Raw genomic sequence first — 12,618 nt, 5'->3', positions numbered from 1 at the left:
AAGTACGACGGGAGGATCAACATGTTTGTCGATCAAGTAAAAATTTATGTTAAAGGCGGCGATGGCGGTAACGGAATGGTTGCGTTTCGCCGTGAGAAATATGTACCTAATGGCGGTCCAGCTGGTGGTGACGGCGGCAAAGGTGCAAATGTAGTTTTTGAAGTGGAAGAAGGCTTGCGGACGCTGATGGATTTCCGTTATCAGCGTCATTTTAAGGCTCCGCGGGGTGAGCACGGCATGTCCAAGGGGCAGCATGGAAGAGGCGCCAAGGATATGATTGTTAAAGTGCCGCCGGGAACGGTTGTGATGGATGCAGCTACAAATGAGGTCATTGCCGATTTAGTTGAGCACGGTCAGCGAGCGGTTATTGCCAAAGGCGGCCGCGGCGGCCGTGGGAATACCAGATTTGCGACACCTGCAAACCCAGCTCCTGAGATTGCTGAAAACGGCGAACCGGGCCAAGAGCGCGACGTCATTCTTGAATTGAAGCTTCTTGCCGATGTGGGTCTTGTTGGATTTCCGAGTGTCGGAAAATCAACATTATTATCAGTTGTTTCTTCCGCCAAGCCGAAAATTGCGGAATATCATTTTACGACCATCGTTCCTAATCTTGGAATGGTTGAAACCGAAGATGGCCGCAGCTTTGTTATGGCCGACCTTCCTGGGCTTATTGAAGGCGCACATGCTGGAGTTGGCTTGGGGCACCAATTTTTACGACATATTGAACGGACAAGGGTCATCGTCCATGTTATTGATATGGCGGCGGCTGAGGGAAGAGACCCATATGAGGACTATCTAACGATTAACAGGGAACTGCAAGAATACAATCTCCGTTTGACCGAGCGGCCGCAGGTTATTGTCGCGAACAAAATGGATATGCCTGATGCGGAAGAGAATTTGCAAATATTTAAAGAGAAGCTGCAGGAGGATTATCCGATTTTTCCAATTTCTGCGATATCACGAAAAGGTCTTCGTGAGCTGTTGTTTGCAGTTGCTGATAAGATTGAGGAAACACCGGAATTCCCGCTTCAGCATGAAGAAGAAGAGGAAACAGGCGTTCACCGCGTCGTCTATAAACATGAAGCCGATGCTGATGCGTTTAACATTACAAGAGATCCGGATGGAGCATTTGTCCTTTCTGGTGATAAAATTGAAAGACTGTTTAAGATGACTGATTTTTCAAGGGATGAATCTGTGCGCCGTTTTTCACGCCAGCTCCGCGGCTTTGGGGTTGACGATGCATTAAGAAAAAGAGGAGCAAAAGATGGGGACATCGTGAGGCTGCTGGAATTTGAATTTGAGTTTTTAGAATAAGTTGAGGTCCCTAAGAGGGAGAGATGAGCATGGCTAACTTTGATAAAAAATTTTATTTGGTCCGTGAGGATGTTCTGTCGGATGCGATGAAGAAAACCATCGAAGCGAAGGACATGCTGGAAAGAGGGAAGGCAGAATCCATTTGGGATGCAGTTCAAAAGGTGGATTTAAGCAGAAGTGCTTTTTATAAATATAGAGATACTGTCTTTCCTTTTTCTTCGGTTTCAAAGGACCGCATCATTTCGTTGTTTTTCCATTTAGAGGACCGTTCCGGAACCCTGTCAAAACTGTTAAGTGTTGTTGCGGGTTCAGGCTGCAATGTTCTAACGATTCACCAAACGATTCCGCTTATGGGGCGAGCTAATGTTACACTTTCATTAAACACTGCCGGTATGTTAGATGATATAGATTCTTTGCTGGCCGAACTGAGAAAGCTTGAATTTGTAGAAAAGGTTGAAGTGCTGGGAACAGGTGCATAGTGAACAAAAGTTCACTTGCCCGGCTCCTAGCTTTTTTTAGAAAGGGAGTAGAGAAAAGTGAAGGTAGGATACTTAGGACCAAAGGCGACATTCACAGAGATAGCCGTTAGAAGAGTTTTTTCGGGATTGGAACATATACCGTTTCAGACGATTCCGGGATGCATGGATGCTGTTGTTGAACAGGAAGTGGATTTCGCTGTTGTTCCGCTTGAGAATGCCCTCGAAGGTTCCGTCAATATTACCCTTGATTATTTAACCCAGGAAGTAGATCTTCCGATTATTGGCGAAATTACGCTTCCTATTAAGCAGCATTTAATGGTTCATCCTTCAAATGCTTCGGACTGGCAGCAGGTTTCAAAAGTCTACAGCCATTCGCATGCGATTGCCCAGTGCCATAAATTTTTACATACGCAATTAAAAGGTGTTCCGTTTGAAAGTGTGTCATCCACAGCGGCGGCTGCAAAAATGGTGATGGAAGCACCTGAGGCTAATATTGCGGCCATCGCTAATGAGCTTGCGGCGGAGGAATACGGCCTTTCAATTGTCCGCAGAAATATCCATGATTTTGATTATAACCATACTCGATTTGTTGTTTTGGCAAAAGAACAAACCGAATTAAAGGGATTAAGCGGATCAGCTCACCATAAAACGACCTTAATGGTTACTCTTCCATCAGACCAGGCAGGTGCGCTGCATCAGGTGCTGTCCGCATTTGCGTGGAGACGGATTAACCTCTCGAAAATAGAGTCTAGACCAATGAAAACCGGTATCGGCAATTACTTTTTCATTATTGATTTAGAAATGAAGCTTGATGAAGTGTTAATTCCGGGGGCCATGGCTGAGTTGGAAGCATTAGGCTGCGGTGTGAAGCTATTGGGGAGCTATCCTTCGGTGATGGTTGAGATGAATTAGTACTATAAGGGAAATCAGGACCCGTCAACCGACGAGTCCTTTTAATATTCCATCAAAAATCCTGCTTCCTTCATGGCTGCTTCCGTACGCGTTATTGCTTCCTCACTAGAGGCAGTAATTGTATGCAGATGGATGCCATCTGTCAGCTCCGATAAAAAAGCTGCCTTATTGCTGCGGATTCTTTCGATAAACTGCTTCACTTCCTGCCGGTTCGAAACCATAATCGAAGCTGTTAAGTCCCCGTAAACAGCATGCTCAATTCTAACATCCTTTACGGTCACGCCATGATCAACAAAAATATACAGCTCTTTTTCCGTGTCCTCTGGGTTATGGCGGCAGGCAATTGTTTTTTCGTAAACATGGGCGCCGGGAGTTTGGCTAAAATACAAGTACCCCTGACTTGTCGCAATTATCGGTTCATTTTTCGCTTTAAGGAGAGTGATATCGCCTACGATGACCTGCCTGCTTACATTAGTTCTGGCAGCAAGGTCGCTTCCAGTTAGTGGCGAAGCACTTTCCTTTAGCAGTTTTAATATCAGAGTCCTCCTTTCCTCCCCTAAGATTTTCTTTTGCTCCGTCATAAAAACCCTCCCATTTGATATCTGTGAACCTATTCTAACATAATATCGGCTAATTAAATAACAGATGAGACCGCAAATTCATTGGCAATCTTCAATATCCCTGCGCCCAAAGCTTCGACTTCATTCATCGTTGTGGGATAGCCGAATGAGATCCGGATAAATTCCTTGGATTCATCAATTGTCAGCCTCAATGCCTGGGTAACCTTTGCAGGCGTCTGCATGCCAATCTGACAGGCGCTTCCGGTTGATATTGCAAAGCCCAACCGGTTGCATTCGAGCATCATCCATTGGCCCTCGATGCCGGAAATCCGCATGCCGATGATATTCGGCAGCTGTGAATCACCTTCAGCCTGATAGACGTGGACTCGTTCACTGATAGGTTGAAGGGCGTAAAGAAATGCGTGCCGGAGTTCAACAAATCTTCGCGCATTCTCCTGAATTCTGCCAGTAATTTTCTGGGCTGCGGTGGTCATCGCGGCAATTGCTGGCACATTCACCGTCCCGGGTCTAAATCCTTTTTCATGAGAAGTTCCCGGAAAAAACGGACTCCATCCAATTTTTGGATTAACATACGCTCCTCCAATCCCTTTTGGACCGTAAATTTTATGTCCGGAAAAAGAAAAGCTGCTTACCAAAGATGTAATGTTTCGTACATCGATTTTTCCAAAGGACTGGACCATATCGGTATGAAAGTGGATATTGTTTCCAGTGCATATTTTAGCAAGCTGCTCAATAGGCTGGATGGTGCCTATTTCAGAATTAACATGCTGAATGGCAACAAGAATGGTATCATGCTTGATGGCATTTAATAGATTTTCAGGATCAATCACTCCGGATGAATTGAACGGTAAATAGGTAATAGAATAACCATCTTTTTTAAGCCGTTTTAAGATTCCATGGACGGACGAGTGCTCCGCCATTCCGGCAATGATATGTTTGCCTGGTTTTTTTGGAGCGGATAATAACGCCTCAATAGCCAAGAAATTTCCTTCAGAACCCCCGCTTGTAAAAAACAACCCCTGTTTATCCACGCTCAAAAGCTGGGCCATTTCTTCCCGGCAATGCTCAAGCAATGCGGCAGATTGTCCCCCGATATCATGGAGGCTGCTGGAATTACCAAAGAACTCGGTCGACGCCTTTACAAAAATCTCTGCAGCTTCCGAATCCAACGGGGTGGTGGCAGCATAATCAAAATATTTCATATCCGCTCTCCCTAAAGTTTAATAGAAAAATATCTTGTGTTTAGTGTAATTCTGTGTAAATATATATGTCAAGACACCTGTTAATCCAGGAGGGTCAAACAATGACAAAATCAGATGTTGTAATTATTGGAAGCGGGATAGCGGCTTTACAGCTGGCTGCCCACTTAAGTGAACATAAGAATGTGAGGGTTCTCACAAAGTCGAAATTACGAACAGCAAACTCTTACCTTGCCCAAGGCGGAATAGCCGCAGCCATCGGACCAGCAGACCATCCGGAAAAACATGTAGAGGACACCTTGGAGGCGGGGGCGTTTCATAATGACCCGGAAGCTGTTCGAAAAATCATTTATGAAGCACCTAACCTAATACAAGAAATTTCCAAGGTATTTGACCGTGATTCGGAGGGAAAATTGCTGCTTGGAATGGAGGGTGCCCATAGTGAACACCGAATTGTCCATGCCGGCGGTGATGCGACGGGTAAGAACGTCGTGGAGCACCTTATTAGCACACTTAAAGCACATATCACGGTTGAAGAGGACGCCTTTGCATATGAGTTGGTCATCACCCCTGAAAACAACCGCTGTATTGGGGTAAAAGTTAAAGACTCAAAAGGTAACCTCAAAGTGCATTTTGCCAGCCACATCATTCTTGCAACTGGCGGCTGCGGGCAATTGTATCGCTATACCTCCAATGCTCAAACAGTCAATGGTGATGGGATCGCCCTTGCTTACCGGGCGGGTGCTGACATTATCGATATGGAATTTATTCAGTTTCATCCGACGCTTTTATATGTCAATGGTGAAACCAAAGGCCTTATTTCTGAGGCGGTGAGAGGAGAAGGGGCAAAGCTTATAACAGAGGAAGGCACTCCGATGATGGAAGGAGTTCATCCTTTCAAGGACCTTGCCCCAAGACATATTGTCTCGCAAACCATCTATGACTATTTGAAAAATGGCCATAAAGTATTTTTAGATATAACGAATGTAAGAGATTTTGAGACAAGATTCCCTACCATCACCGAGCTTTGTGAAAACAATGGAATTAACTTAACTGAGGGGAAAATTCCAGTTGTTCCCGGAAGCCATTTCTTAATGGGGGGAATAAAAACGGACCTTATTGGCCGCACATCAATCCAAGGATTGTATGCCATTGGGGAATCGGCTTGTACAGGACTGCACGGAGCCAACCGGCTGGCCAGCAACTCCTTGCTGGAAGGACTGTATCAAGGAAAGAAACTGGCGGAATGGATTAATAAAACGCCGACAGAGGTCATTCCAGCAATCTCAGTTACAACCAAAAGCAGGCACACCCATAAAAAACTAAAGTTGCCATCCATCCAGCAAATAAAAGATTCGATGATGGACCAAGTAGGAATCGTCCGCAATGAGCTTGCCTTAACAAATCAAAAAAAGTGGCTTGAGCAATTTAAAATCGATAAATTGCAAACGATTGATTCTTTTTCAAAACAAGAATTAACAAAAATCTTTATGCTGATTTCCGCCAAATTGATAACAGATTCAGCCCTAAAAAGGACAGAAAGCCGTGGCGGACACTTCCGAAGCGATTACCCAGCCGAGGATGATGAAAATTGGCTTCAGAAATCCATCATTCATACTAAAAAAGAAGTGGAGAGGAATCATGAACAAATTAAAACTGCGCTCACTACTTGAAAGCTTTTTTATCGAGGATATCGGCGAACAGGATATCACAACAGATTTAATTTTTTCGGATGATACGCAAGGCGAGATCGTTTTTCTTGCCAAGGATGAAGGGATTTTTTGTGGGGAAGAAATTATCAAAACCGGATTCGAATTATTAAATCAGGATCTTTTAACCCGGGTTCTTGTAAAGGATGGGGAACCATTCGAAAAGGGACAGCAGCTGGCAACCGTCACCGGGAAAATTTCCGACTTGTTAAAAGGGGAACGGGTTGTGTTGAACCTGGTGCAGCGGATGAGCGGAATTGCAACGCTTACCAACAAAGCCGTGACAACTCTTAATAGCGATTTTACAAGGATTTGCGACACAAGGAAAACGACGCCGGGGCTCCGTATGCTGGAGAAATATGCAGTCCGCTCTGGAGGCGGATATAATCACCGCTTTGGGTTGTATGATGCCGTGATGATTAAAGATAACCATATTTCGTTTGCGGGCTCCATCAGCAGGGCAGTGGAGGCAGTAAGAAAACAAGCCGGCCATATGGTGAAGGTGGAAGTAGAGGTTGAAACCGAGGAGCAGGTAAGAGAAGCCGTCCAAGCCGGTGCGGATGTCATCATGTTTGACAACCGAACACCAGATGAAATAAAAGAGCTGATTAAATTGGTGCCGCCAGGAATTATCACTGAAGCTTCAGGCGGGATTCAATTGAGCAATCTTGCTTCCTATGGAGACACAGGTGTACATTACATTTCCTTGGGATTTTTGACTCATTCCTATAAATCGTTAGATATTAGTGTAAAAGTGCTATGGAGCAAAGGAGAGGAATAAGATGAGCATTTTGGCAGCCTTCCAGGCAAATAAAATGATTCCTGAAAAATACAAGCAGATGTCCCGCGAGGAGCTCGAAGCGCGCGTTAAGGAAGTAAAAGAAAAATACGGCTCCCGTCTGTTTATACCGGGACACCATTATCAAAAGGATGAAGTAATTCAATTTGCCGATGCTACTGGGGATTCCTTGAAATTAGCGCAGTTATCGGCAGAAAATACAGAAGCAGAGTTCATTATTTTCTGCGGAGTCCATTTTATGGCGGAAACAGCAGATATTTTAACCAGTAAAAGTCAAAAGGTATTTTTGCCTGACATGAGGGCCGGCTGCTCAATGGCTGATATGGCCGACCTAAACCAAACTGAAAGAGCGTGGGATAAACTCCAAAGTTTATTTGGAGACACCATTCTGCCATTAACCTATGTCAATTCTACTGCAGCCATTAAAGCGTTTGTCGGTGCAAACGGAGGTGCAACCGTTACTTCTTCCAATGCTGAAACAATGGTCAAATGGGCCTTTGAACAAAAGGAGCGGATTCTCTTCCTGCCGGATCAGCATCTCGGGCGGAACACAGCTGTCGAGCTAGGGGTTGGCTTGGATGAAATGGCGATTTGGAATCCTATTAGTGACAGCCTTGAATACAAGGGTGATTTTTCAAAAATTAAAGTCATCCTATGGAAGGGGCATTGCTCCGTCCATGAAAACTTTACGGTGCAAAATGTGATTGACACACGAGAACAATATCCAGACATGAAAATCATCGTCCATCCGGAATGCCGTCGCGAGGTAGTGGAAATTTCCGACTTGGCCGGGTCAACAAGCTTTATCATTAATACGATTGAAAAGGCGGAACCAGGCTCTTCATGGGCCATTGGTACGGAAATGAACCTTGTCAACCGCATAATCCAGAATCATCCGGATAAGCAGATTATTTCTCTAAATCCTCATATGTGCCCATGCCTGACGATGAACCGGATTGACCTTCCGCATCTTGTGTGGAGCCTCGATACCATTGAGGACGAAAATAACAATAATATCATTAAAGTAAGCTCAGAGATTGCGGAAAACGCAAAATTAGCTTTAAAGAGAATGCTAAACCATTCATGACATAGATGCTGTGACTGCATCTATTTTTTTTGCCCTGCAATGGTCCTATTCATAATTTTTCAATAAATAGCATAAGTTTTTGTGAAGAATATTAGCATTTTGCCTATTTCCACATACACTATATGGACTTATGCCATAGGAGGGAAATCAGAGTGAAGATCCATATCGTACAGAAAGGGGATACTCTTTGGAAGATCGCCAAGAAGTACGGCGTGAATTTTGAAGAGCTGAAGAAGTTGAATTCGCAGCTCAGCAACCCTGATATGATTATGCCCGGTATGAAAATAAAGGTTCCGACAGCTGGCGGATCCATAAAAAAAGAAGGCGCAATCAATTTAGGAGCGAAAAAAGAGGTTCCGCTGAAAGAACACCCATTTGCCAAGGAGAAACCAATACCCATTAAAGAAATGCCAGTAAAAGAAATGCCAGTAAAGGAAGTGCCGATTAAAGAGCAGCCTATCGTTAAAGAAGTACCAAAGGTACCATATACTCCAAAAATGCCTCTACAAGTCGTCCCTGAAATTGACATCAATAACTACTACCAAGTGAATATGCAAAAAATGACGGTTAAAGAACAACCGAATCTCCCGCCAAAACCAGTAAATATTCTTCCAGAAGTTAAAGAAGTTCCAAAGAAAGAAATTCCTATTCCAGCACCTGTTGCTCCTGTACAAGAAATGCCGCAGGATTATTGTGTACCGATGACTCCAGTCATGCCTGGACCGGGATTCTGTCCGCCATACGGTGGTTTCCCTGCAGGGCCGTATACGCCGTACACAGGTGGTCCTGGAATGCCAATGGCCCCGGGTATGGCAGGCGGTCCTGGAATGCCAATAGCCCCGGGTATGGTAGGAGGTCCTGGAATGCCGATGGATCCGGGTATGGTAGGTGGCGCTGGAATGCCAATGGCACCAGGAATGGCTGGTGTTCCAGGAATGGCCGGCGTACCGGGTGCGGTGGGCCCAGCCGGATATCCTGCAGCTGCAGGCCCGGGCTATATGCCATATCATTATGATGATGAATCGTCAGCTTTCATGCCGCATATGCCGGCTGTAAATCCGGGTTATAACCCAGGTGCTGTTATGGGCGTTCAAAACCCAGGATTCAATCCGGCTATGCAAACAACTTATATGGACCCGGCAGCCTTTGGACAGATGCCTGCGGGATACAGCCAGGCTCCGGTTGGATACGGTCAAGTCCCGGCAGGATACAGCCAGGCCCCGGTTGGATACGGTCAAGTCCCGGCAGGATATGGCCCGGCGCCAGTTGGTTATGGCCAAATGCCAATGGAATATGGCCACGTGCCTGGAGGGTATGGTCAAATGCCAATGGAATACGGCCAAATGCCTGCAGGATATGGTCAAATGCCAGGTGGATATGCCCCTACTCCAGCAGGAGTTCCTCAACAAGGAGGTTATCCGGCAGGAATGGAATTTGGTCCATCCATGCCAGCTGGGCCTGAAGCATCATTTGGCGGCCAGGCACCGGGCGTTCCTTATGGAGCGGGAGCACCATATGGACAATTGCCCTACGGTTATCCGCAAATGTCTGGGCCGGCCCCTCAGGTAATGGGGGCAATGGATTTCCCATCGTCAGACGATATGGTGCAAGGAGCTACAGCACCATTCATGCAAAATCCTGCACAGGGTCTGCCAGTAGGAACAGGAGCATTGGTTGACTGCGGCTGCGGAGCGCCCGCTCAAGCACCAGCACCACAAGCTTTTGTTCCACCGACCCCGCCAATTTACAGTGCGCCATATACAGCACCATTAAATGTTGCCCAGCCGCCATTTATGAACCCTTATGGAATGGGGCCGGCAGGCTATGGCATGACGGGTTTTCCTGATGAGAGCAGTTAATATAAGAAGTGGAAACGGAGACGATGCATATTTTGATCGTCTCTTCTCTTATTTTCAGTCACAGTTTCAGGGTGAAATAAGCAAATTTGTTCCAATTCGTGGGAATGTTTTTTTAATCAAGACGAAAAAACAAAGCTATATCCTTAAAGGGTATTCGAACCATCGAAAGCTGAAATTGCAGGAGGCTTTTACTGCAACGCTGAGAAAAGAGGGATTCAAGAAAACCTATCGTTTTTTAGAACCTCCCTCAAAGGAACAGTTATATTTTGAAGGAACCCATTATGGCTGTCTCGAATATCTATCCGCAAATAAATCCGCCTTTTCTTTTCAGACCCGCAGTAACCGCCAAGAAGGATTGGACCTAATCGAACAATTTCACGATACGACTAAGTCTTTTGAAAAAAGGTATCGCACATTGCTGCCGAATGGAGATATACTGGCAAAATGGACGGAAAGGTATCATTTATTTTTAAATAATCTTCCCTTCCTTCGCCATTTTATAAAAGAGCCTTTTGTCTCGGAAATGGTGTCGTGGGCGTATTGGTCTCTAACAGGAATGGAACAGCAACAAACTTTTTTTCATAACGAGGCCGATGTGATATTGCATGGTGATGTTGCACATCATAATTTTTTACGGGACAAAACAGGTAAACTGCATTTAATTGATTTTGATTTGATTAATATTGGACCGCCGGTTTTTGATTATTTACAATATGCAAATCGAATTCTTCCTTTTATCGATTGGTCCTACGACAATTTGCTAACCTATACTCAAATGAAGAAATACAAAAGAGAACCAGCTTTTTTATATGCTTTAGCATATCCTGCAGATATTTTTCGGGAATGGAATCGGATTATCCGAGAAAAATCTTATTCTGATGAGACGAAATTAAGGCAGGTTATTGATTTATCCGTCGGCCAGTTTACTGACAGAAAAAACTTTGTGGAGCAATTAAAGGACCTTTTGGAATAATCATGTAGCTGTTCTACAAGAATGAAACTCCCTTAAAATTAACACCCTAATAAAGAGCATGCTTCATATGCTCAGGATGTTTAGAAGGGGGTTTTTCGCTTGAACAAGAAACAGTGGATGATTCCTTTTTCTGCCCTTATGCTAATGGGTGCAGCTGGCTGTGCAAACAACAACAAAAGCTCCGACCAAAATAATAATCTGATGCGGCCGGTTGGTTATTATTCCAATGAAAACCATTCCGATAATAATTATGGGTACTTAAGGGATAATGACGGTGCCTTGCCGGAAGTATTGGATCACACAATTGGCGACGAGGACAACGTGATTAATGAAAACAGACGTAATGCGCTGCAAACAAAAGATGAAAATGGGAATCCGAAAAATCCTACAACACCTTTAGCCAAAACTGACCGGAATTTTTTCCAGCGAGATAACCGTTTCAGTACGGCGGATATGAATTATCACGGCCACTTGAATAAACCTATAGGGTCTGGAACAGTGACTGATCCAGGGTTTCAAGAGCAAGTGACAGATCAAATTAGAGACAGGGTAGCCGATATCGATAATGTTCGCAGCATAAGGTCGGTTTCTTTTGGTGATCAGGTGATTATCTCGGTAAAACTAAACAACCAAGACCGTGCTGCTGAAACTAAGCGGGCAATCAAGAAAGCGGTAAAGAAATATGCTGAAGGAAGAAGCATAAACGTTATCACCGATGAAGGTTCTCTAGGACGGGACCGTAATCATAACAACGAACTTCCACAGCCAGAGCCTGATGGCCGATAGAACTGAGGGGCAAAGCAAAAATATGCTTTGCCCTTTTGTAATGTTTGAGTTCGGATAAAAAAGGAAAAAAAGGCTAAACTAGAATTGTAAACATGTTCAATTCTTAACATTTAAGAGGTGATTAGCATGAGGTTCAAACAAAAAATGCTGTCGTGGTCATGGTTTGCTATTCTCTTAATAGGAGGAGAAGTCTTTGGTGGAACAAGCACTGTCACAGCAGCCCAGCTCAATGATCAAAGAAATACCGAACCTCTGCAAATGACAGTGACTTTAGAACGAGTCTACCTCGATGGTGAAATCAGTCAAGAAACATTCCAGGAAACAGTCTGGTCGATGGAAAACTTTTGGGCAAAATATGACCAATGGCAGGTTTTGAGTATTGATGAATCTACTGTAGTATTTAAACAGCAGGTCGATGATATTTCCCCGTTATTAAAGGGAAACGGCTATTTTGGAATTACTGACGGCGGCGTCTTAACTATTTTTAATGGAAGACCTGACCGCTCGCGAATTATTCAATCGTTTTTTCAAATAGACATTAAAAAGCTCGAAAGTAAGGCGCAAAAAGAACTGCTTCAAGGAATTCCTATTAAAAACAAGGATCGATATGTCGAGGTTTTGGAGACATTTAAGCCTTATTCGATAAAAAAAGAATAAAAAGGAATCAAATCAGTCTGAAATTAAGTTATCAGCCTGATTTTTTTTCGTTAACTCTGAAATATTTACCTGTTTTTTAAAAGGAAAAACGTTCTATTGACGAATTTTAACATTCTATCAGCGGATTTAAGCATTCTATTAGCGATTTTAAACATTCTTATTGGCGAATTTCGCAATTCTATTGGCGAATCAAATAAACGGACCGATTTTCTTCAACTCACCCAAAATTGTATGATAGAATGGAATACAGTGTGTAAGCACAG

Annotated in this window: 12 protein-coding genes; 10 read left to right on the top strand and 2 right to left on the bottom strand. The window is 44.1% G+C overall.

The window, feature by feature from the left end; all coding sequences use genetic code 11:
* The first annotated feature begins 21 nt into the window (after positions 1-21).
* Genes obgE through pheA form a run of 3 tightly spaced genes read left to right on the top strand, consistent with a single transcriptional unit; the run spans position 22 to position 2,705 of the window.
* Positions 22-1,314, top strand: a complete 1,293-nt coding sequence (obgE, locus tag V5M37_RS22410; RefSeq protein ID WP_423799206.1) for a GTPase ObgE — start codon at positions 22-24, stop codon at positions 1,312-1,314.
* 23 nt (positions 1,315-1,337) lie between these two features.
* The gene (locus V5M37_RS22405; RefSeq protein ID WP_423799205.1) at positions 1,338-1,793 is read left to right on the top strand and encodes an ACT domain-containing protein; all 456 of its coding nucleotides are present in this window, start codon (positions 1,338-1,340) and stop codon (positions 1,791-1,793) included.
* Between the two features lie 57 nt (positions 1,794-1,850).
* The gene (pheA, locus tag V5M37_RS22400) at positions 1,851-2,705 is read left to right on the top strand and encodes a prephenate dehydratase (RefSeq protein WP_423799204.1); all 855 of its coding nucleotides are present in this window, start codon (positions 1,851-1,853) and stop codon (positions 2,703-2,705) included.
* A 41-nt stretch (positions 2,706-2,746) separates the two neighbouring features.
* On the opposite strand, the gene V5M37_RS22395 is transcribed toward pheA, so the two are convergent.
* Both V5M37_RS22395 and V5M37_RS22390 read right to left on the bottom strand, forming a co-directional pair.
* The gene (locus tag V5M37_RS22395) at positions 2,747-3,286 is read right to left on the bottom strand and encodes a transcription repressor NadR (protein ID WP_378584166.1); all 540 of its coding nucleotides are present in this window, start codon (positions 3,284-3,286) and stop codon (positions 2,747-2,749) included.
* Between the two features lie 53 nt (positions 3,287-3,339).
* A complete protein-coding gene (locus tag V5M37_RS22390) occupies positions 3,340-4,488 on the bottom strand; it encodes an IscS subfamily cysteine desulfurase (RefSeq protein WP_423799203.1) in 1,149 nt (382 codons plus the stop codon).
* 101 nt (positions 4,489-4,589) lie between these two features.
* Here V5M37_RS22390 and nadB point away from each other — a divergent pair, with 101 nt between their 5' ends.
* The 7 genes from nadB (at position 4,590) to V5M37_RS22355 (ending at position 12,355) form a co-directional block, all read left to right on the top strand.
* Positions 4,590-6,158: an L-aspartate oxidase gene (nadB, locus tag V5M37_RS22385; protein ID WP_423799202.1), complete on the top strand. Its 1,569-nt coding sequence runs from the start codon at positions 4,590-4,592 to the stop codon at positions 6,156-6,158.
* Positions 6,127-6,975, top strand: a complete 849-nt coding sequence (gene nadC / locus V5M37_RS22380) for a carboxylating nicotinate-nucleotide diphosphorylase (protein WP_423799201.1) — start codon at positions 6,127-6,129, stop codon at positions 6,973-6,975. Before nadB ends, nadC begins: the two co-directional genes overlap by 32 nt.
* Before the next feature lies 1 nt (position 6,976).
* Complete coding sequence (nadA, locus tag V5M37_RS22375) at positions 6,977-8,080, top strand: quinolinate synthase NadA (protein WP_423799200.1); 1,104 nt, start codon at positions 6,977-6,979, stop codon at positions 8,078-8,080.
* A 152-nt stretch (positions 8,081-8,232) separates the two neighbouring features.
* On the top strand, positions 8,233-9,939 hold the full coding sequence (gene safA / locus V5M37_RS22370) for a SafA/ExsA family spore coat assembly protein (RefSeq protein WP_423799199.1): 1,707 nt from the start codon (positions 8,233-8,235) through the stop codon (positions 9,937-9,939).
* Complete coding sequence (locus tag V5M37_RS22365) at positions 9,926-10,912, top strand: phosphotransferase (protein WP_423799198.1); 987 nt, start codon at positions 9,926-9,928, stop codon at positions 10,910-10,912. The genes safA and V5M37_RS22365 overlap by 14 nt, the downstream gene beginning before the upstream one ends.
* 99 nt (positions 10,913-11,011) lie before the next feature.
* The gene (locus tag V5M37_RS22360; RefSeq protein WP_423799197.1) at positions 11,012-11,698 is read left to right on the top strand and encodes a YhcN/YlaJ family sporulation lipoprotein; all 687 of its coding nucleotides are present in this window, start codon (positions 11,012-11,014) and stop codon (positions 11,696-11,698) included.
* A 126-nt stretch (positions 11,699-11,824) separates the two neighbouring features.
* Positions 11,825-12,355: a BofC C-terminal domain-containing protein gene (locus V5M37_RS22355; RefSeq protein ID WP_423799196.1), complete on the top strand. Its 531-nt coding sequence runs from the start codon at positions 11,825-11,827 to the stop codon at positions 12,353-12,355.
* Positions 12,356-12,618 lie beyond the last annotated feature (263 nt).

Origin of the sequence: Neobacillus sp. SAB-20_R2A, assembly GCF_049568635.1 — a bacterium.
GTDB lineage: Bacteria > Bacillota > Bacilli > Bacillales > Cytobacillaceae > Neobacillus > Neobacillus citreus.
The sequence above is the reverse complement of the archived record's forward strand: the minus strand, read 5'-3'. Positions and strand labels throughout refer to the sequence as shown.